General features: G+C 55.5%; 20 protein-coding genes. 2 read left to right on the forward strand and 18 right to left on the reverse strand.

Features of this window, described 5'->3' with window-relative positions:
- Positions 1-109: 109 nt before the first annotated feature.
- From fabF to yceD, 8 genes are all read right to left on the reverse strand, one after another.
- Positions 110-1,351 (reverse strand): beta-ketoacyl-ACP synthase II, encoded by a 1,242-nt coding sequence (gene fabF, locus GYRE_RS21260; protein WP_038258233.1) that lies wholly within the window; start codon positions 1,349-1,351, stop codon positions 110-112.
- 91 nt (positions 1,352-1,442) lie between these two features.
- Positions 1,443-1,679 (reverse strand): acyl carrier protein, encoded by a 237-nt coding sequence (gene acpP / locus GYRE_RS21265; protein ID WP_000103754.1) that lies wholly within the window; start codon positions 1,677-1,679, stop codon positions 1,443-1,445.
- Positions 1,680-1,889: 210 nt separating this feature from the next.
- Positions 1,890-2,624 carry a 3-oxoacyl-ACP reductase FabG gene (gene fabG, locus GYRE_RS21270; protein WP_006819485.1) on the reverse strand — a complete coding sequence of 245 codons (735 nt, stop codon included), beginning with the start codon at positions 2,622-2,624 and terminating at the stop codon, positions 1,890-1,892.
- 11 nt (positions 2,625-2,635) lie between these two features.
- Positions 2,636-3,565: an ACP S-malonyltransferase gene (fabD, locus tag GYRE_RS21275; protein ID WP_006819484.1), complete on the reverse strand. Its 930-nt coding sequence runs from the start codon at positions 3,563-3,565 to the stop codon at positions 2,636-2,638.
- Positions 3,566-3,581: 16 nt separating this feature from the next.
- Positions 3,582-4,535, reverse strand: coding sequence for a beta-ketoacyl-ACP synthase III (locus tag GYRE_RS21280; protein WP_006819483.1), 954 nt, complete (start codon positions 4,533-4,535; stop codon positions 3,582-3,584).
- 6 nt (positions 4,536-4,541) lie between these two features.
- Complete coding sequence (gene plsX / locus GYRE_RS21285) at positions 4,542-5,576, reverse strand: phosphate acyltransferase PlsX (RefSeq protein WP_202632185.1); 1,035 nt, start codon at positions 5,574-5,576, stop codon at positions 4,542-4,544.
- A 79-nt stretch (positions 5,577-5,655) separates the two neighbouring features.
- Positions 5,656-5,829 (reverse strand): 50S ribosomal protein L32, encoded by a 174-nt coding sequence (gene rpmF / locus GYRE_RS21290; protein ID WP_006819481.1) that lies wholly within the window; start codon positions 5,827-5,829, stop codon positions 5,656-5,658.
- A gap of 18 nt (positions 5,830-5,847) precedes the next feature.
- Positions 5,848-6,369 (reverse strand): 23S rRNA accumulation protein YceD, encoded by a 522-nt coding sequence (gene yceD / locus GYRE_RS21295; protein WP_006819480.1) that lies wholly within the window; start codon positions 6,367-6,369, stop codon positions 5,848-5,850.
- 140 nt (positions 6,370-6,509) lie between these two features.
- Here yceD and GYRE_RS21300 point away from each other — a divergent pair, with 140 nt between their 5' ends.
- Positions 6,510-7,091 (forward strand): Maf family protein, encoded by a 582-nt coding sequence (locus tag GYRE_RS21300; RefSeq protein WP_038258248.1) that lies wholly within the window; start codon positions 6,510-6,512, stop codon positions 7,089-7,091.
- Between the two features lie 60 nt (positions 7,092-7,151).
- Here the strand turns inward: GYRE_RS21300 and rluC are convergent, their stop codons facing one another.
- Positions 7,152-8,105, reverse strand: coding sequence for a 23S rRNA pseudouridine(955/2504/2580) synthase RluC (gene rluC / locus GYRE_RS21305; RefSeq protein ID WP_167829708.1), 954 nt, complete (start codon positions 8,103-8,105; stop codon positions 7,152-7,154).
- A gap of 572 nt (positions 8,106-8,677) precedes the next feature.
- Between rluC and rne the strand changes: the two genes are divergently transcribed.
- Positions 8,678-11,896 carry a ribonuclease E gene (rne, locus tag GYRE_RS21310; RefSeq protein ID WP_038258254.1) on the forward strand — a complete coding sequence of 1,073 codons (3,219 nt, stop codon included), beginning with the start codon at positions 8,678-8,680 and terminating at the stop codon, positions 11,894-11,896.
- 194 nt (positions 11,897-12,090) lie between these two features.
- On the opposite strand, the gene flgL is transcribed toward rne, so the two are convergent.
- The 9 genes from flgL to flgD all read right to left on the reverse strand — a co-directional run bounded on the left by flgL (position 12,091) and on the right by flgD (position 21,166).
- Positions 12,091-13,041 (reverse strand): flagellar hook-associated protein FlgL, encoded by a 951-nt coding sequence (gene flgL / locus GYRE_RS21315; RefSeq protein ID WP_038258257.1) that lies wholly within the window; start codon positions 13,039-13,041, stop codon positions 12,091-12,093.
- 14 nt (positions 13,042-13,055) lie between these two features.
- Positions 13,056-14,705 (reverse strand): flagellar hook-associated protein FlgK, encoded by a 1,650-nt coding sequence (flgK, locus tag GYRE_RS21320; RefSeq protein ID WP_006819473.1) that lies wholly within the window; start codon positions 14,703-14,705, stop codon positions 13,056-13,058.
- A gap of 65 nt (positions 14,706-14,770) precedes the next feature.
- Positions 14,771-15,718 (reverse strand): flagellar assembly peptidoglycan hydrolase FlgJ, encoded by a 948-nt coding sequence (gene flgJ / locus GYRE_RS21325; protein ID WP_038258260.1) that lies wholly within the window; start codon positions 15,716-15,718, stop codon positions 14,771-14,773.
- Positions 15,718-16,815: a flagellar basal body P-ring protein FlgI gene (locus GYRE_RS21330; RefSeq protein ID WP_006819469.1), complete on the reverse strand. Its 1,098-nt coding sequence runs from the start codon at positions 16,813-16,815 to the stop codon at positions 15,718-15,720. The genes flgJ and GYRE_RS21330 overlap by 1 nt, the downstream gene beginning before the upstream one ends.
- Positions 16,816-16,827: 12 nt before the next feature.
- Positions 16,828-17,526 carry a flagellar basal body L-ring protein FlgH gene (locus GYRE_RS21335; protein ID WP_038258262.1) on the reverse strand — a complete coding sequence of 233 codons (699 nt, stop codon included), beginning with the start codon at positions 17,524-17,526 and terminating at the stop codon, positions 16,828-16,830.
- A 55-nt stretch (positions 17,527-17,581) separates the two neighbouring features.
- Positions 17,582-18,364, reverse strand: coding sequence for a flagellar basal-body rod protein FlgG (gene flgG / locus GYRE_RS21340; protein WP_006819466.1), 783 nt, complete (start codon positions 18,362-18,364; stop codon positions 17,582-17,584).
- Between the two features lie 5 nt (positions 18,365-18,369).
- A complete protein-coding gene (locus GYRE_RS21345; protein ID WP_006819464.1) occupies positions 18,370-19,125 on the reverse strand; it encodes a flagellar basal body rod protein FlgF in 756 nt (251 codons plus the stop codon).
- A gap of 20 nt (positions 19,126-19,145) precedes the next feature.
- A complete protein-coding gene (gene flgE, locus GYRE_RS21350; RefSeq protein ID WP_006819462.1) occupies positions 19,146-20,402 on the reverse strand; it encodes a flagellar hook protein FlgE in 1,257 nt (418 codons plus the stop codon).
- 26 nt (positions 20,403-20,428) lie between these two features.
- Positions 20,429-21,166, reverse strand: a complete 738-nt coding sequence (gene flgD / locus GYRE_RS21355; protein WP_006819460.1) for a flagellar hook assembly protein FlgD — start codon at positions 21,164-21,166, stop codon at positions 20,429-20,431.
- Between the last annotated feature and the right edge of the window lie 4 nt (positions 21,167-21,170).

Consider the following 21,170-nt stretch of genomic DNA (forward strand, 5'->3'; position numbering starts at 1 on the left):
TCCTTATCTCTGGTCTTTTAGTCTGGCAGCAGGCAGAACGCCTGACAAGAGGAATACGCCTAAAGAAAAAGGCCTGCAGAGCAGGCCTTTTTGCATTTCGGACGTCGACTCAGATCTTTTTGAAGATCAGAGAGCCGTTGGTGCCGCCAAAGCCGAAGGAGTTACACAGGGTGTACTCCATACCGCTCACCTGACGCGCTTCGTGCGGAACGAAGTCCAGGTCACAACCTTCATCCGGGTTATCCAGGTTGATGGTTGGCGGAACGGCCTGGTCACGCAGCGCAAGGATAGAGTAGATAGACTCTACTGCACCCGCAGCACCCAGCAGGTGGCCGGTCATGGATTTGGTGGAGCTGACCATCACACGGCTCGCGTATTCACCAAAGATAGACTTCACGGCCTGCGCTTCGGCTTTATCGCCTGCATTGGTAGAAGTACCGTGGGCGTTGACGTAGCCAATCTGGCTTACGGCAATACCAGCATCGCGAATGGCGTTAGCCATCGCCAGCGCTGCACCCGCACCGTCTTCCGGCGGTGACGTCATATGGTAAGCATCGCTGCTCATACCAAAGCCGACAACTTCAGCATAAATTTTGGCACCGCGTTTTTTCGCGTGCTCGTACTCTTCCAGTACGATCATGCCCGCACCGTCACCCAGCACGAAACCATCACGGTCTTTATCCCACGGGCGGCTTGCGGCCTGCGGGTTGTCGTTACGGGTAGAGAGCGCACGCGCTGCACCGAAACCGCCGACACCCAGTGGGGTACTGGCTTTTTCCGCACCGCCCGCGACCATAGCATCCGCATCGCCGTACGCGATGATACGCGCGGCATGGCCGATGTTATGCACGCCAGAAGTACAGGCAGTCGCGATCGAAATGCTTGGGCCACGGAGGCCGAACATGATGGTCAGGTGACCTGCCACCATGTTAACAATCGTGGACGGAACGAAGAACGGGCTGATCTTACGCGGGCCGCCATTCATCAGAGATGTATGGTTTTCCTCGATCAGGCCAAGGCCGCCAATCCCGGAGCCGATAGCAGCGCCAATACGGGTTGCGTTCTCTTCCGTAATTTCAAGTCCAGAATCCTGCATGGCCTGAATGCCAGCGACAATTCCATATTGAATGAAGGCATCCATCTTGCGCTGTTCTTTGCGCGAAATGAACTCTTCACAGTTAAAATCCTTTACTAAGCCAGCAAATTTCGTTGCATAGGCGCTAGTATCGAAATGGTCGATTAGGCTGATGCCGCTCTGACCGGCAAGGAGAGCTTTCCAGGTGGACTCTACGGTATTGCCGACAGGAGACAACATGCCAAGTCCGGTCACAACTACACGACGCTTAGACACGTTTGTCCTCCAGGGAGGGATTGATAATGAGATTCGTGGGACTAAAAAAGATAAAACTCAGGCGGTCGAATGACCGCCTGGAGATGTTCACTTACGCCTGGTGGCCGTTGATGTAATCAATGGCAGCCTGAACGGTGGTGATTTTCTCAGCTTCTTCGTCCGGAATCTCAGTATCAAACTCTTCTTCCAGAGCCATTACCAGCTCAACGGTGTCAAGAGAATCAGCGCCCAGGTCTTCAACGAAGGAAGCATTGTTGGTAACTTCTTCCTGCTTAACGCCCAGCTGCTCGCCGATAATTTTCTTAACGCGTTCTTCGATAGTGCTCATACTCTTAAATTTCCTATCAAAACTCGCTTTCGCGATGGTTTTCGTAGTGTATAAAATGTTGAAAAATTTGCAACTAAATCCCGGCAGGTCTTACCACGATTTTACGCTATTTTGCGGGTGTTTGCCCTAATAACGCAAATTATTTTGCACGATTTCGTCCTGAGAACCGCACGAGATGCGCGGTTCCTGAGCGTTTTGTGCAAATCGCGATCAAACCATGTACATCCCGCCGTTGACGTGCAGAGTCTCACCAGAGATGTAACCCGCTTCGTCAGAAGCTAAGAATGCAACCGCGCTGGCGATTTCTTTTGCGTCGCCGAGGCGACCCGCAGGAACTTGCGCCAGAATACCCGCACGCTGCTCGTCAGAGAGCGCACGCGTCATGTCCGTTTCAATAAAGCCCGGAGCAACAACGTTCACCGTAATACCGCGGGACGCAACTTCACGCGCCAGCGACTTACTGAAACCGATAAGGCCCGCTTTTGCCGCAGCATAGTTGGCCTGACCAGCATTTCCCATGGTACCAACCACGGAACCAATAGTGATAATACGACCGTGACGCTTTTTCATCATAGCGCGCATTACCGCTTTTGACAGACGGAAAACAGATGACAGGTTGGTTTCGAGAATGTCGTTCCACTCGTCATCTTTCATTCGCATTAACAGGTTATCACGAGTAATCCCGGCATTATTGACCAGAATGTCGACTTCGCCAAACTCTGCACGAATATTTTCCAGCACAGATTCGATAGATGCAGGATCGGTCACATTCAGCATCAGACCTTTACCGTTAGCACCCAGGTATTCGCTGATGGCTTTCGCGCCGCTTTCACTGGTGGCAGTACCGATGACTTTCGCGCCACGAGCGACGAGAGTTTCAGCGATTGCACGGCCGATACCGCGACTTGCACCGGTAACCAGCGCGATTTTTCCTTCAAAACTCATGATATCCTCTTTTAACTCTCAAGCGCCGCGGTCATCGCCGCCGGCTCATTAATAGCCGACGCCGTCAGGGTGTCAACAATACGTTTTGTCAGACCGGTGAGAACTTTACCTGGTCCAACTTCGTACAGGTGTTCAACACCCTGCGCCGCCATGAATTCCACGCTCTTCGTCCACTGGACCGGGCTATACAGCTGGCGGACCAGGGCGTCACGAATGGCGTCAGCAGACGTTTCACACTTCACGTCAACGTTGTTGACTACCGCGATTTGCGGCGCGTTAAAGGTCAGTTTCTGCAACTCAACGGCCAGTTTCTCTGCGGCAGGTTTCATCAGCGCACAGTGAGACGGTACGCTGACCGGCAGCGGCAGCGCACGCTTAGCGCCCGCGGCTTTACAGGCAGCGCCTGCACGTTCAACGGCTTCTTTATGACCCGCGATAACCACCTGGCCCGGCGAGTTGAAGTTGACCGGTGAAACCACCTGCCCTTCAGCCGCTTCTTCACAGGCTTTCGCAATAGAAGCATCATCAAGACCGATGATGGCGGACATGCCGCCGGTGCCTTCCGGAACCGCTTCCTGCATGAACTTACCGCGCAGCTCAACGAGGCGCACGGCATCAGCAAAATCAATAACGCCTGCACATACCAGAGCAGAATATTCGCCCAGGCTATGGCCAGCCATCATCGCCGGTGCTTTACCGCCCTGCTGTACCCATACACGGTACAGCGCGACGGATGCCGTCAGCAGCGCAGGCTGAGTCTGCCAGGTTTTGTTCAGTTCTTCCGCCGGGCCCTGCTGAGACAGCGCCCACAGATCGTAACCTAAAGCAGCAGAAGCTTCAGCAAAAGTCTCTTCGATCACCGGGAAGTTAGCTGCCATTTCAGACAACATCCCAACGCTTTGAGAACCTTGTCCAGGAAAGACAAAAGCAAATTGCGTCATGTTATTAGTCCTTATACTAGAAACGAACCAGCGCAGAGCCCCAGGTAAATCCGCCACCGAAGGCCTCAAGCAGAATCAGCTGGCCACGTTTGATACGGCCATCGCGTACCGCTTCGTCCAGCGCACACGGCACGGACGCCGCCGAGGTGTTGCCATGACGGTCAAGCGTCACCACGACGTTGTCCATCGACATCCCCAGCTTTTTCGCGGTTGCGCTGATAATGCGCAGGTTAGCCTGATGCGGTACCAGCCAGTCCAGTTCAGAACGGTCCATATTGTTCGCCGCCAGCGTCTCATCAACGATGTGCGCAAGCTCGGTGACCGCCACTTTAAAGACTTCGTTACCCGCCATGGTCAGGAAAATGGGGTTCTCCGGCTGCACGCGGTCAGCGTTTGGCAGCGTCAACAGCTCACCATAACGACCGTCGGCATGGAGGTGGGTAGAGATAATACCCGGCTCTTCAGATGCACTGAGAACGACAGCGCCCGCGCCGTCGCCAAAAATAATGATGGTGCCACGGTCTTCCGGGTTGCAGGTGCGTGCCAGCACGTCGGAACCGATAACCAGCGCTTTTTTCACCGCGCCGGATTTCACATACAGATCGGCAACGCTCAGCGCATAGGTAAACCCGGCGCAGGCAGCTGCAACGTCAAATGCCGGGCAGCCTTTAATCTCGAGCATGCTCTGGATCTGGCAGGCGGCGCTCGGGAAGGAGTGCGTGGAAGACGTAGTGGCGACGACGATAAGACCGATCTCTTCTTTATCAATGCCCGCCATTTCCAGCGCGCGCTTCGCCGCTTCGAAACCCATGGTTGCCACGGTTTCTTCAGGACCCGCGATACGACGTTCACGGATACCTGTGCGTGAGACAATCCACTCGTCAGAAGTATCTACCATCTTTTCTAAATCGGCGTTGGTACGCACCTGTGCTGGCAGGAAACTGCCGGTACCTATAATCTTCGTATGCATGTACGCTCAGTCTTTTTTTGGTAATACAGATTCCAGGCAAGCCGAGATCCGCTGAGGAACCTCCCGCTGTACCGCCTGCACTGCCTGTTCTATGGCGACGCTAAATGCGCGCTGGTTTGCAGCACCATGACTCTTAATCACCGTGCCGCGCAATCCTAACAGACAGGCGCCATTATACTGGTCGGGGTTGAGGTGACTGAATCGCCTTGCCAGGCTCTTTTGTAACCAACGCTTCAACAAAATCAGCCACCACGACCTTTTTTTGCCATCTCCCTGCGATTTCAGCAGCGAAAGGAACATGCGAACAACGCCTTCCATGGTCTTCAAGGTGACGTTGCCCGTGAAACCATCGCAAACCAGTACGTCAGTTTTTCCCGTTAACAACTCGTTGGCTTCAAGATATCCAATATAGTTGATAGATGGCACGGTTTTAAGCATTGCTGAAGCATCACGAATATTTTCGTGGCCCTTGCTCTCTTCTTCACCGATATTCAGTAGCGCCACGCGGGGGTTATCAATGCCGACCACTTCTTTCGCCAGCACGGATCCCATCACGGCAAACTGCACCAGCATGGTACTGTCGCAATCAACGTTGGCGCCGAGATCGAGCACCACCGTTTTCCCCTTCTGCTGATGCGGAAGAACCGTCACCAGCGCCGGGCGCTCAATGCCTTCAATCGGTTTAAGTAGTAATTTCGCGAGCCCCATCAGCGCACCGGTATTTCCGGCGCTGACGCACGCCTGAGCGCGCCCTTCTTTCACCAGCTCAAGCGCCACACGCATTGAGCTGCCCCGACTCTGGCGAATCGCCTGCGCCGGACGAGCATCACTGGCAATAACTGACTGTGCAGGGATAATCTGCAGACGTGAACGTTGTTCGAAGTCAGCTTTGGCGAGTAATGGCGTGATTGTGTCGGGATCGCCGACAAGAAGAAGTGAGAGTTGCGAATTAAAACCCAGTGCCTGCAAAGCTGCAGGCACCGTCACGGAAGGGCCAAAATCGCCTCCCATGACATCTAACGCTATGGTCAGACGTGTCAAGGTATCGTCACTGCCCGGTTTGGTATATCCCCGCTTGCACGGGGAAATCCTCACTAAGCCTCATCACGCGTGAGCGTGATTACTTAGTGATAACCTTGCGACCACGGTAGAAACCGTCAGCGGTCATGTGGTGACGCAGGTGAGTTTCACCAGAAGTCTTGTCTACAGACAGGCTGGTAACTGCGGTCAGAGCGTCATGGGAACGACGCATGCCACGTTTGGAACGGGTTGGTTTGTTTTGTTGTACGGCCATGGACCTTACTCCTCGATATTACTTACGCTTTAAGCTGGCTAATACGGCAAATGGGTTTGGCTTTTGCGCTTCTTCAGGCAATTCACCAAAGACCATGTCCGCCTCGGACACTTCACAGTGTTCAGAATCATGCACCGGAACTACAGGTAAGGCGAGAATGACTTCATCCTCGACCAGTGCCTGCAGGTCGATTTCACCGAATTCGTTAACCTCAATCGGTTCATACGCTTCCGGGAGTGCTTCAGCCTGTTCGTCGGAACGGACCGGACTGAAACAATATGTTGTGTGAACATGAAATGGGAACGGTTTCCCGCAGCGTTGACACTCGAGCGTGACCGACACCTTTGCATCACCGGTTAAAACCGCGAGGCGCTGGTTGTCGATGGCGAACGACATCGAACATTCCACATCAGTGTCCACACTGACTACAGACTCGGCGATACGCTCCACCTGATCAGCAGCATAAATGCCCTGGTAATCGAGGCGTTTTTGAGCCGTACGGACCGGATCAAGAGTCAGGGGTAATTTTACCTTTTGCATAGGGCGCGCATATTAACTTTGTAACGTCGTATAGTCAAAGAAAAAGGCACCCGAAGACGCCTTTTGCCATTTATTCGCACACATTGCGGCCTGTAGTTTAAAATGCTGTCATCCGTTGCGCCAGAGCTTAAAGAAAAAATATGCCAAAGATTATTCTTGCTTCAACCTCACCCTATCGTCGACTGCTGCTGGAAAAGCTCGGTATCGACTTCGAATGCGCCGCGCCAGAGGTAGATGAAACGCCGCTGGCGGATGAATCTCCGCGCCACCTGGTACAGCGCCTGGCGCAGGCAAAAGCCCAGGCGCTGGCATCGCGCTTCCCCGAGCATTTGATTATTGGCTCGGATCAGGTGTGCGTTCTCGACGGCGAAATCACCGGTAAACCGCATACCGAAGAGCATGCACGCCTGCAGTTAAAGAAAGCCAGCGGTTCCGTGGTCTCTTTTTATACCGGGCTTGCATTGTATAACTCAGCCACCGGTCATTTGCAGACTGAATGCGAACCCTTCGATGTCCATTTTCGCCATCTGAATGAGAAAGAGATCCGCAATTACATCCGCATAGAAAGCCCGCTCAACTGCGCAGGCAGTTTTAAAAGTGAAGGGCTGGGGATTACGCTCTTTGAGCGTCTTGAAGGCCGGGACCCGAACACCCTGGTTGGCCTGCCGTTGATTGCGCTGTGTCAGATGCTACGGCGTGAAAAGGTGGATCCACTGGGGTGATGTGATTTTCCCTCTCCTTGTGAGAGAGGGACGGATGAGGGCATCAACCGCCCTCACCTTTTACTTCTGGCTACGCAGCACCTGCAGGCAATGTCTCAGTCCGTCATCCATCGGTGCTTCAATACGCAGCGTTTCGCCGGTACCCGGATGCGTGAACTTCAGCGCAGCAGCATGCAGGAACAGACGATTTAACCCGGTCGACGCCAGCTGCTTATCGAACTCACGATCGCCATAGCGATCGTCAAAGGCAATGGGATGCCCGGCATGCAGCGTGTGCACACGGATCTGGTGCGTACGTCCGGTAACCGGGCTACAACGTACCAGCGTCGCAAACGCAAAGCGCTCTTCCACCTTGAAGCGCGTCTCCGACGGTTTCCCTTCCTGGCTCACGCGAACAATACGCTCACCGCTTTGCAAAATGTTTTTCAGAAGCGGTGCCTGCACCACTTTGGTATGCGAAGACCACTGACCGCGCACCAGCGCCAGGTAATCTTTCTGCATTCCCTTCTCGCGCAGCTGCTCGTGCAGCGAACGCAGGGCCGAGCGTTTTTTCGCCACGAGCAGCACGCCGGAGGTGTCGCGATCGAGACGATGCACCAGCTCAAGGAAGCGCGCTTCCGGGCGCAGCGCCCGCAGGCCTTCAATCACCCCGAAGCTCAGACCGCTACCGCCGTGAACCGCAGTACCGGATGGTTTATTCAGCACCAGAATGTGGTCATCCTCATAAAGGATAACGTCGCTCAGCGCCGCGACTTTCTGCAGATGCGGTGACACCGCCTCTTCGTCACGTTCCGCTACGCGTACCGGCGGAATACGGATTTCATCGCCGGCTTCCAGTTTGTATTCTGGTTTAATGCGTTTTTTGTTAACCCGCACTTCCCCTTTACGCAGGATGCGGTAAATCATACTTTTCGGCACGCCTTTCAGCTGGGTGCGCAAAAAGTTATCGATACGTTGCCCGGCTTCATCAGCGGCAATCGTGACATGTCTTACAGATGGCGTCTCAGTTTTCATGGTCGGCGATTCTAAATAGCAAGGCGCATTCGCGCCACTCATTTTTCTGTGCTTATATATATTACTAACTGGTTACAACGAGCGCTTCTGACAGCAGATTGTTTGTTATTAGAACAATCCTGCCAAAGAAGTGAAAAAACTGTGAGTAACCGGGTAGCAAATGGTGAAAGTCATCTTGCTATAACAAGGTTAGCAATGGAATAATGATGCGGTTTTCCGTGTTGAATCTTGTTAAAACAAGCAAAGTAACGGAATGACCCATTTTGTCTGACCGATCGACCACGCGGCAATGGCGTAAGACGTATTGATCTTTCAGACAGTTAGCGGGCTGCGGGTTGCAGTCCTTACCGGTAGACGGAATCTTCTCTGGTGATAATTTCCCAGACAGTTCCCCAGTTAATTGCACTGTTTTTCCGTTTGAAATACAGGCAGCCGACACTCTGCGCCTCTTAAGCGTACGACAACCGTGAGGTTGGCGACGTCAATAGTCACGAGGCCATCGGTACATCCCCGGAAAGGCATTACTCTGCCCGCAGCTTAGTCGTCAATGCAAGAATAATGAGTAAGTTACGATGAAAAGAATGTTAATCAACGCAACTCAGCAGGAAGAGTTGCGTGTCGCCCTTGTTGATGGGCAGCGCCTGTACGACCTGGACATTGAAAGTCCTGGCCACGAACAGAAAAAAGCGAACATCTACAAAGGCAAAATCACCCGTATTGAACCGAGTCTGGAAGCGGCATTTGTTGATTACGGCGCTGAACGTCACGGTTTCCTCCCCCTCAAAGAAATTGCCCGCGAGTACTTCCCTGCTAGTTATAACTCCCATGGCCGTCCCAACATCAAAGATGTTCTGCGTGAAGGTCAGGAAGTTATCGTTCAGATTGATAAAGAAGAGCGCGGTAATAAAGGCGCGGCATTAACCACCTTTATCAGCCTTGCGGGGAGTTATCTGGTACTGATGCCAAACAACCCGCGTGCGGGTGGTATCTCTCGCCGTATCGAAGGTGATGACCGTACTGAACTGAAAGAAGCGCTGGCAAGCCTCGAGCTGCCGGATGGCATGGGTCTGATTGTCCGTACCGCAGGCGTTGGCAAATCCGCCGAAGCGCTGCAGTGGGACTTAAGTTTCCGCCTGAAGCACTGGGAAGCCATTAAGAAAGCCGCAGAAAGCCGTCCGGCACCGTTCCTTATCCATCAGGAAAGTAACGTTATCGTTCGCGCCTTCCGTGACTACCTGCGCCAGGACATCGGTGAAATCCTGATTGATAATCCGAAAGTGCTTGAGCTGGCTCGCCAGCACATCGCGGCGCTCGGTCGTCCGGATTTCAGCAGCAAAATCAAACTGTACACCGGTGAAATCCCGCTGTTCAGCCACTACCAAATCGAATCGCAGATCGAATCCGCTTTCCAGCGTGAAGTCCGTCTGCCGTCCGGTGGTTCTATTGTTATCGACTCCACCGAGGCGCTGACCGCCATCGATATCAACTCCGCCCGCGCGACTCGCGGCGGCGACATCGAAGAAACGGCGTTTAACACCAACCTCGAAGCGGCCGATGAAATCGCCCGCCAGCTGCGTCTGCGTGACCTCGGCGGCCTTATCGTTATCGACTTCATCGACATGACCCCGGTACGCCATCAGCGTGCAGTGGAAAACCGTCTGCGTGAAGCGGTGCGCCAGGACCGTGCGCGTATCCAGATTAGCCATATCTCCCGCTTCGGTCTGCTGGAGATGTCCCGTCAGCGTCTGAGCCCGTCGCTTGGCGAGTCCAGCCATCACGTCTGCCCGCGCTGCTCCGGTACTGGTACCGTACGTGATAACGAATCACTGTCGCTCTCTATTCTGCGTCTGATTGAAGAAGAAGCGCTGAAAGAGAACACCAAAGAAGTTCACGCCATTGTGCCGGTGCCGATTGCCTCTTACCTGCTGAACGAAAAACGTGCAGCGGTTAGCGAAATCGAATCCCGTCAGGGCGGCGTTCGCTGCATCATCGTGCCGAACGATCAGATGGAAACGCCGCACTACTCGGTGCTGCGCGTGCGTAAGGGTGAAGAAACCACCACCCTGAGCTACCTGCTGCCGAAACTGCACGAAGAAGAGATGGCGCTACCGGCTGACGAAGAGCCTGCTGAGCGTAAGCGTCCGGAACAACCGGCGCTGGCCACCTTCACCATGCCGGACGTACCGCCTGCACCAGAAGCCGAGGCGGCACCGAAAGCCCCTGCTGCTGCGGCAAAAGCGGCTCCTGCCGTGGCAACCCCGGCGGCACCTGGTCTGGTGAGCCGCTTCTTCGGCGCGCTGAAAAACCTGTTTGCTGGCAGCGAGCCGCCGAAAGAAGTTGAACAGGCTCCGGCGAAGAAAGAAGAGAAGCAGGAACGTCAACAGGATCGTCGTAAACCGCGTCAGAACAACCGCCGCGACCGCAACGATCGCCGTGACCGCAATGAAAACCGCGATAACCGCGATAACCGCGACCGTGACAACCGTGATAATCGCGACAACCGTAGCGAGAACGCGGAAGGTCGTGAAGAGAACCGTCGTAACCGCCGCGATAAGCAGCAGAACGGCGAACCGCGCGAACAGCGTCAGCCGCTGGCGCAGGAAGACGGTGAAAAAGCGAAAGGTCGTGACGATCAGCAGCAGTCACGCCGCGAGCGTAACCGTCGCCGTAACGACGACAAGCGTCAGGCACAGCAGGAAGTCAAAGCGCTGAACCGCGAAGAACAACCGGCTCAGGAAACCGAGCAGGAAGAAAGCGTTCAGCAGACCATGCCGCGTCGTAAGCCGCGTCAGTTGACCCAGAAAGTGCGCTACGAGTCTGCAGAAGAGATCCGTACAGAGTCTGCACCGGTAGAAGCTCAGGCTGAAACCGAAGCACCGGCTCGCGCTCCGCGTACCGAACTCGCGAAGCTCGATCTGCCAGCCGTCGTGGAAGCACCGACCGAGCAGGATGACAACGCAGAAGCCCGTGATGCTGCCGGTATGCCGCGCCGCTCACGCCGCTCTCCGCGCCACCTGCGCGTCAGCGGTCAGCGCCGTCGTCGTTATCGTGATGAGCGTTACCCGCTGCAGTCTCCGATGCCGCTGACCGTAGCGTGCATGTCTCCGGAAATGGCCTCTGGTAAAGTCTGGATCCGCTACCCGGTTGCGCGCCCGCAGGATCAGGTTGCTGAAGAGCAGCGTGAAGCTGAGATGATGCAGCAGGTTGCACCAGTGGTCGTTGAAGAACAACCTCAGGCACCGGCTGTCGTTGAAACTGCCCCGGTTGTTGCAGCAGAAGTGGTTGCTGAAGCGGTGAAAGACGTTGAAGTCGCAGAACCGCAGACCGCCACCGAAGCCCCTCAGGCACCGGTGGTAGAGACCAGCCATCCTGAAGTCATTGCCACTGCCGTAAGCGAGCAGCCGCATTTCATCGCTGAGCAGGATGAAGTAGTTGCAGAAGAAGTTGCCGAGGAAGTAGAACCGGCTGCTGAAGTGGAAATGGCCGTACAGCCTGTTGTCGCCCCTGTTACAGCGCCGGAAGCGGTTGCCGTTCAGGAGCCCGTGGTTGTCGCAGCGCCGGTAGAAGCCGCGAAACCGGTGGAAACCAAAGCACCGGCTGCAAGCGATGATAATCATCATGCCACTGCACCGATGACTCGCGCTCCGGCACCGGACTACGTACCAGAAGCCGCGCGTCACAGCGACTGGGTTCGCCCGGCCTTCGCTTTCGACGGTAAAGGTGCTGCCGGTGGTCATAGCGCCACTCAGCAGGCAAGCGCTGCCCCAACCCGCCCTCAGCCGGTTGAGTAAGCCAGTCTCTCTGCGGGCGGTATCTCACCGCCCCTGAGTAAAGATAAAAGGGCCCATGTTTAACATGGGCCCTTTTTTATTGTGCGGTGCAAAGACGGTTAGCAGGATCGCAGATAAAAAAAGGCCCGCCCCGGGGTGAATGGGGCGGGCAGAGAAAGCGGCCCAGTTTCCAGACCAGCTTTAAAAACGAGAGCTTATCGGTTCAGCTGGAACAAGGACATTCCCTGCATATCGCTGAAAGTCTTGTAGGATGCCTGCAAAGCAGCCTGCTGCATCACGTAGTTAGAGATAGTGGCGTTCCAGTCAACGTCGACCAAATCGCTCATCTGCGCGGTCTGGCTCAGCGTACGGTCAGCCCCCAGCGCATCCAGTTGCGTCAGCTCATTCATCTGCGTACCAAGTTCGGCACGAACGCTCAGAACGTTGTTCAGAGAGTTACGCAGGCCACGGTTGGTTTTCTCGATTGCCGCCAGCGCAACTTCACCTTTAGCATCATCACCTTCAACCGGTGTTTTCAGTGCGGCAATCGCCGTATCGAGCATTTTGAACACGTTGGTCTCAGACGGGCTACCGTCTGGCTCAGGTACGGCATTGCTGGTCAGGGCATCAAAAATCTTGTTACCGGTATGGCCGATGACCATGGTACGAGAGTAATCCACCTGCTGTTCGATGTTGTTGGTGCCACCAACATAGTTACCGTTAGCATCAAACGGTGGCTTGTCCGTGTTATAACCGCCAAACATGTAACGACCGTTGCCGTCCTGACCGTTAGCCAGGTTTAACAACTGATCGCGGATCCCCTGCAGGTCAGTTGCCATGGAGGCGCGGTCATCATCGCTCAGCGTCCCCTTTGCGGCACTGATGATTTTCTCCTGGGCGGAGGTGATGGCAGAGCCGACCTGATTGAGCACGCTGTCCTCGAGCGAAACGCGCTGGCTGGCAAACTGACGCGCGGTGCTGAACTGCGCGTTTTGCGCCTGCGCCTGCGACAAAACCACCGCCTGGGAGGCCGCGATCGGGTCATCAGACGGACGGTTAACACGTTTACCGGTAGACATCTGCTCACCGTAACCAAGCCAGGTTGACTGGGAATCGGTGATACCACGCATATTCTGCTGGTACATCATTAAAGTACTGACACGCATGACTTTATGTCTCCTTAGCGAATATTAATTAACGCATCAAACAGCGTGTTTGCCGTTTGCAGTACCTGCGCATTCGCCAGGTAATACTGCTGGAAAAGCTGCAGCTTGCCGTACTCTTCATCGAGGCTCACCCCGGAGATAGTCTGCTGTTCACGGGTCAGTTGGGTCACCACATTGCCCTGCGTCGTGCTGCTGACTTTAAGCGTGGCGGTGGTGTTACCGACATCGCTCACCAGCGAGGCGTAGGCATCGTTAAACGACTTTGAGCCACCTACCAGCTTCTTGTTCTGCAGATCGAGCAGCGCCTGACCGTTACGGTTGTCGCTCTCGCCGCTGGTCGGGTCGTTTTTACCCATTGCCAGCTGTGAAGCATCGGTGATCTTCATGCCCATGTTGACGATGGCGTCGCTCACAGGTTTAACGGTGAAGCTGTTGTTTTCAGTCGCGGCGGTACCACCGACGCTCACTTTCAGGCCATCAAAGCTCAGCGTGTTGGTCGCCGGGTCGAAGTTACCGTTTACCGTGGTGTCATCGGCCGTGCGCGTAACGAGCCACTGACCGCCTTTGTATTCCACTTTGTAATCAGTCGCCTGAACTTTGCTGCTGTCGGTCATATCAACCGTCATCGTCGCGCCAGCGCTGTTTTTGCTGTTGCCTACGACGGAAGGCTTACCGAAGGAGAACACCTCTTTGCCCGGATCGCCGTTGGCATCCAGACCCTGAGTATGCTGCTGGTTGAACGAGTCGGCAAAAACCATCGCCAGCTGGTTCAGGTTATTACGTGCTTTATCCAGATCCTCAGTGCGGAAGGTCAACAGACCACCGAGTGAACCACTGGTCAGCAGTTTTTCCGGAATCTCAACGTTTCCGGCAACATCATCAACATAAGCAACCGTGGTACGGGATGGATCCGCGCTGCTCGGTACGGCGGCCAGCTGACGGGCAGACGTTCCCTGCACCAGGTTATAGCCGTTCGCCATGGTGATGTTGTAAGTGCCGCCGTCCTGCACGTTCACTTCAACGCCCACCAGCTGGTTCAGCTGAGTCACCAGCTGATCGCGCTGATCGAGCAGATCGTTCGGTGACGCTCCTGCGCCAACGCCGGTCATGCGGGCAATCTTGTCGTTCAGGCTGGCAATCTGTTTGGCATAGTTGTTGATCTGATCAACGCTTGAGGCAATAGACTGGTTAACCTGCTTGTCCTGGTCACGCAGATACTGATCGGTCACCTTAAACTGGTTTACCAGTCCGTTGGCTTTACCCAGCACCGCCTGACGCGCTGCCGGATCTTCGGCGTTGCTCACCAGCGTCTGCATACTTTTGAAAAAATCCTGCAGCGTGGCGGAGAGCGAGTTGGTGGTATCGGAGAGCACGTTGTCGATTTTCGACATCTGCTGGTAGCGCGTGGTCAGGCCGCTGCCCTGGTTTTGTGCGGCGCGCAGCTGGTTGGTGATGAACGCGTCATATTCGCGCTGAACGCCAGTCACGTTCACCCCGTTTCCGGTCCAGCCACCGGCGCCCAGCGAGCTGTTTGCTGCCGCAAGAATTGTTGTCTGACGGGTGTAGCCGGCGACGTTGTAGCTGGAGATGTTATTACTGACGGTGTTCAGCGCTGCCTGAGCGGCGCTGAGTCCGCTCATTGCGCTGTTAAACAAACTGGACATGGCTGTTCCTTATCTCTTCTTTTATAGCGTTGTTATCGACCACAGCACGACAAACTTGAGTGATTTCAGAACAGATTTTCAATATCGTTGCTGTAGGCTTTGCTCACTTTTTCGCCCATGGATTTCAGCTGTTGGATCATACTGGTGAGCTTACGGGCATAGTTCGGATCGGTGGCGTATCCGGCGCTCTGCAGCGCCTGTGCGCCCTGCTCCGCCGTCGCGGCGTTGGTCACTGCGGCATAGCGCGGGTTGCGGGTCAACAGACCCACATAATCGGATAACGCTTCCAGATACGAGCTGTAAACGCGGAATTTGGCTTTCACTTTCTTCGCTTCGCCATTTTCAAATTCCGTGGTGGTGATTTCCGCCACCTTGCCCTTCCAGTCGGATGAGGCCTTTACCCCGAAGAGGTTGAAGCTTGGCTCGCCGTTTTCACGACGGATCTGCCGCTGGCCCCAGCCGGATTCCAGCGCGGCCTGCGCCAGAATCAGGTGGTGTGGAATACCACTTTGCTGGCTCGCAAGTTTTGCCGGAAGCGAGAGCTGTGCCAGGAAGTCTTTGCTGTCACCGGAAAGCGCAGCATCGCTGCCCGACGGCGCCTGAGGAATGGCTTTACGTACCATCTGGCGCAGGGTGTCATTCTGGTAAGTCGTCACCGTTTGCAGATCGAACTTCAGCGGTACCTGGGCGGCAGGCGCGGCGTCGCCCTGCGCGCCGCCCATCTGTTTCACCATCTCCTCGGCAAGACCCAGCCCTTTACCGGCGGTCATCTGCTGGGCAATTTGCTGATCGTACATACTGGTATAAAGACGCGTCTGATCGGTACTGAGCGCCCCGTCTTTCGGCAGGGCTTCTCGCATACTTTTCAACATCATCTGCACGAACATCCCTTCGACCTGCCGGGCGACAGATCGAAGGTTGGCCTGCGGGTCCTGACCCGCTTTGGCCTTCAGTTCGTTGAGTGATTGTGCGTCCCAGGCCGCACCGCTCAGCAGTTTGCTATCACTCAGCATTAGATAATCTCAACTTTGGCACGCAGACAGCCCGCGCTTTGCATCGACTGGAGGATCGACATCAGCTCGATAGGCGATGCCCCCAGCGCGTTGAGCGCCCGGACGACGTTGTTGAGATTCGCACTGGAACGAACGCTCTGAATCGCACCACCACTCTGACGCATATCAATCTGCGTTTGCGGTGTGACCACCGTCCGCCCACCGCCAAATGGCGTATCCGGCTGGCTCACCTGCTGGGAACGGTTCACCGTCACCGAGAGGTTACCCTGCGCAACGGCACAGCTGTCGAGCGTCACTTCGCGGTTCATCACCACGGAGCCGGTACGGGAGTTGATAATCACCCTCGCATCCTGCGGCGTGACGTTCACTTCCATATTCTGGATATCGGCCAGCAAACGCACCTGGCTGCTGTTACCGGTCGGTGCATGCACCTGAACGGTACGCGCATCAAGCGCGGTAGCATTGCCGTAACCGCTGCGGCGGTTAATGGTGTCGGCAATTTGCTGCGCCAGGGTAAAGTCTTCCTGATTCAGCTGCAGATTGATGGTATTGCTGGAGCCAAACTGGTTCGGCAGCTCACGTTCAACCACCGCACCGTTGGTAATGCGCCCGCCGTTAAGCTGGTTCACCTGCACACTGCTACCGCCCGCCGACGCCCCCGCGCCGCCGACCAGAATGTTCCCCTGCGCCAGCGCATAGACCTGGTTATCGACCCCTTTTAACGGCGTCATCACCAGCGTACCGCCGCGCAGGCTTTTAGCGTTACCCATGGAAGAGACCACCACGTCGATGGTCTGCCCCTGACGGGCGAACGCCGGGAACTGGGCGGTAACCATCACCGCCGCCACGTTTTTCAACTGCATGTTAGTCCCGGCCGGAACGGTGATCCCGAGCTGCGACAACATGTTATTCAGGCTCTGGGTGGTAAACGGCGTCTGCGTGGTCTGGTCACCTGTACCATCCAGCCCCACCACCAGGCCATAACCGATTAGGGAGTTTTCCCGCACGCCCTGAATGCTGGTGAGATCGCGAATACGCTCGGCATGTGCGAATCCTGTCACCAGTACCAGAACCATGCTAACCAGGGTTTTAAACATAATTCACCTCGTTTACATCGGCGATAAGTTAAGGAAGAAGCGCTGCAGCCAACCCATGTTCTGCGCCTCGTTGATATAACCATTACCCACGTACTCGATGCGGGCATCCGCCACCTGGGTGGAAGGTACGGTGTTGCTGCCGCTTATCGTGCGTGGGTTTACAACGCCGGAGAAGCGGATAAATTCGGTGCCCTGATTGATGGCTATCTGTTTTTCACCAACCACGTGCAGGTTACCGTTAGACAGGACCTGATCGACGGTGACGGTCAGCGTGCCGCTGAAGGTGTTGCTGGCATTCGCCCCACCCTTACCGTTAAAGCTGTTGCCGCCTGCGGCATCCACATCGGCACGTCCGTTGCCAAACAGCCCCTGCAGATAACGCGGTACGGTACTGAAACCAAAGTTGGTTTTCCCGTCGCGGCTGGCATTCGCCGACGAGCTCTTACTGGCGCTGACGTTTTCCTGAAGCTGGATAGTCAGAGTGTCGCCAATGTTGCGAGGTCGTCGGTCCTCAAAGAGTGGCTGATAGCCGTAGTTAATCGGCTGCGCAGTCTGGAATATAGAACCGTTGACCACAGGAACCGGGCCAGGCGTGGGCTGTGCGGAGGTCGCGCCTTCCACCAGCGGCTTGGTCGGGATCAATGCGCATCCCGTCATGGATAGCACCATAACGGTAAGAAGCGGATAACAAAACGCAGCGGATTTTTGCATTGCTTTCATCTTCTGAATAAAAAATCCGGTGCGAGAAACTCGCACCGGTTACCTCTTACAGCTGCGTCAGTTTCTGCAGCATCTGGTCAGTGGTCGTAATCGCCTTACTGTTAATTTCGTAGGCGCGCTGAACCTGGATCATATTGACCAGTTCCTCTGCCACGTTAACGTTCGACGTTTCAACGTACCCCTGGTACAACAAACCGGCGCCGTTCAGCCCCGGCGTGCTCTCGTTCGGCGCGCCGGAGGACTGGGTTTCGGTGTACAGGTTTTCACCAATGCTCTCCAGACCGGTATCGTTCATAAAGGTGGTCAGGTTAAGCTGACCGACCTGCACCGGGTTGGTTTGCCCCTGCTGGGTTACGCTGACCACACCATCACGACCGATGGTGATGCTCAGGGCGTTCGCAGGAATGGTAATGGCCGGCTGCACCTGGAAGCCGCCAGCGGTCACCAGTTGGCCATTCTGATCTACCTGGAAGGAGCCATCGCGGGTATACGCCATGGTGCCGTCCGGCAGCATTACCTGGAAGAAGCCCTGGCCTTTGATCGCCACGTCTTTACTGTTGTTGGTCTGAGACAGGTTGCCCTGGCTGTGCAGACGCTCAGTCGCCACCGGACGAACACCGGTACCAATCTGCAGACCAGACGGCAGCGTGGTTTGCTCAGAAGACTGAGCACCCGGCTGACGGATGGTCTGATATAACAAATCCTCAAACACGGCGCGCTGGCGCTTAAAACCATTGGTGCTGACGTTTGCCAGGTTGTTGGCAATCACGTCCATATTGGTTTGCTGCGCGTCCAGGCCGGTTTTGGCGATCCATAATGAACTGATCATAATCTTTAGCTCATAGACAAGAGTTGGTTAGCCTTCTGCGCGTTGCTATCGACGTTGCTGATAACCTTCATCTGCATTTCGAAACGACGCGCGCTGGCGATCATATCGGCCATTGCCGCCACAGGTTTAACGTTACTTCCTTCCAGTACGCCGGACTGCAGGCGAATACTCTGGTCAGCTTGTAACATTGGCCCACGGGTCGCCTGTGCGGCGGCGCTGAGACGGAACATACCGTCATCACCGCGCACCACTTCATTGTTCTGGGCTTTCACCAGTTTCAGTCGTCCCACCGGCGCAATGGTGTTCGGCGGATCGCCCGGGTTAAGCGCAGAAATGGTACCGTCGGCCGCGATAGTGACTTCGGAACCTTCCGGCACCACAATCGGGCCGCCTTCACCAATGACCGGATTTCCCTGAATGGTGAGCTGTCCGGTTGGGGTGACCTGGATGTTACCGTTACGGGTGTATCCTTCGCTGCCGTCTGCGGCCTGAACGGCTAACCAGCCGTCCTGCTGCAGCGCAACATCGAGCGGCCGTGCCGTATAGTCCAGCTGACCCGGCGTCATATCGGCACCCGGCGTGGAAGCAGTAACCAGCGTACGGGTCTGCACGGTTTCCCCGTTAACAGGCACCGCACGTAACGCCGTCAGCTGAGCGCGAAAACCAGGCGTCGAGCCGTTGGCGAGGTTGCTGGCAGTCACTGCCTGCTGATCCAGCGTCTGGCTGGCCGCGCCCATCGCGGTATATATTGCGTGATCCATTAAGCCATCCCTTCAGGCGCTTAGCGCAGGTTAACCAGGGTGTTGAGGATCTGATCCTGGGTTTTGATGGTCTGCGCGTTAGACTGATAGTTACGCTGCGCGACAATCATGTTCACCAGTTCTTTACTCAGATCGACGTTAGAGGCTTCCAGCGCACCGTTGGTGAGCTTACCGAAGTTACCTTCGCCCGCGGTGCCAAGCAGCGCCACGCCGGAAGACTGAGTCGCTGACCAGACGTTGTTGCCTTCGGACTGCAGACCTTCGTTGTTCGCGAAGTTGGCGAGAACAATCTGACCCAGAACCTGGCTCTGTTGGTTGGAATAGTTACCGACTACCGTGCCGTCGTCGTTGATCTGATAGCTCACCAGGTCGCCCGGTTTGAAACCGTTCTGGTTGGTCGCCACGATGTTGTTAGAGCCGGTGTTCTGCTGCATGGAGTTCAGGAAGCTCAGGCTAAAGGTGCTGGCCTGAGAGCCGTTCAGAGAACCCATGGCGATGTCGATCTGCGGCTGGGCGTTAGCGGTCGGTGCCAGCGCGCCGGTTGCCGGATCGTAGTTACGTACTTCGGTCAGCGCACCGCTGTCGCTGTAGGTCATCTGCGCCTGTTTAATGGCGGTGGAACCCGCGATGCTGGAGTCCTGGGTGTAGACATCCCATTTGTTATCCGCGGTTTTGACGTAGTAAACGTTCATGTCGTGGGAGTTACCCAGACTGTCGTAAACGGTCACAGACCCTTTTTTGTTGTAGCTGTCAGCGTTAGCCGGATCGAACGGAGACACCTTCGGCAGTTTGTCGGTGGAGTTCAGGTTGATCTGCTGAGACGCGGTGGTGGTGGCTTTCGCCGCCATCAGCGTATTCGGGATATTCAGCGGAACCGGGTTTGCACCCTGCTGAACGGTCGGCGGAGTACCGGTTGCCGGGTAGCCGGTCAGCTGCATACCCTGCATGTTGGTCAGGTTACGGTTTTCATCGAGCTTGAACTGGCCGTTACGGCTGTAGTAAATGGTGCCGTTGCTGTCGACCATACGGAAGAAACCGTTCTGGCTGATAGCGACGTCCAGCGCACGGCCAGTACCGGTGGTGGTACCGTCGGTGAAATCCTGAGTGATCCCGGCAACTTTTACACCAAGACCCACTTTGGAGCCGGCGAACATGTCAGCAAATGACGCTGAGCCGGATTTAAAGCCATAAGTGGCGGAGTTGGCAATGTTGTTGCCGATGACATCGAGATTAGTCGAAGCAGCATTCAGGCCGCTGACCGCTTGAGAAAAGGACATAACTTTCTCCTGATAAGGTTGAAGGCTTAGAGAATCTGGCGAACTTCACTGAGCGTGGTGGTGCCGAAGACACCGAGATCCAGCACGTTACCGTTGGCATTACGAGTCACCCCCTGAACCGGGGCAAACTTCAGCGGCTGGGCGACCAGCTGCGTACCGCCGTTGCTGGCTGTAATGGAAACGTTGTAAGCACCGTCCGGAACATTGCTGCCATCCGTCTGCGTACCATCCCAGGTAAAGGTATGAACACCGGCAGACAGACCGCCCAGTTCAAGGGTACGTACCACTTTGCCGGTATTGTCGGTAATGGTGACGGTGACTTTATCGGCAGGCTGCTGCAGCTCAACGCCAAACGGCGTGGTGCTGACCTTGCCGCCCTCGGTCGCCTCCTGCGTACTGACTTTGTCGCCATCGGAGGTTTTCTCAGAACCGGCCAGAATCACGTTACCCGGGATCATGACGCCACGACCAATCAGCGACGCTGCCTGCAGCGACTGATTGCTGTCTATCTGTCCGGAGATTGAACCCAGGGTGGTGTTGAGTTTTTCAATGCCGCTTACGGTACTGATCTGCGCCAACTGCGTGGTCAGTTCGTTGTTCTGCATCGGGTTGGTCGGATCCTGGTTTTTCAGCTGCGCCACCAGTAAGGTGAGAAAGCTGTTCTGCAGATCCGCAGAGTTACTGCCGGTGAGTGAGCCGGATCCGCCGGTTTTGGTCGTCGCTCCGGTATTCGTGGGATCGTTAACGTTAACCGCTATCGACATGGTT

The sequence above is a fragment of the Yokenella regensburgei ATCC 49455 genome (assembly GCF_000735455.1).
Lineage (GTDB): Bacteria > Pseudomonadota > Gammaproteobacteria > Enterobacterales > Enterobacteriaceae > Yokenella > Yokenella regensburgei.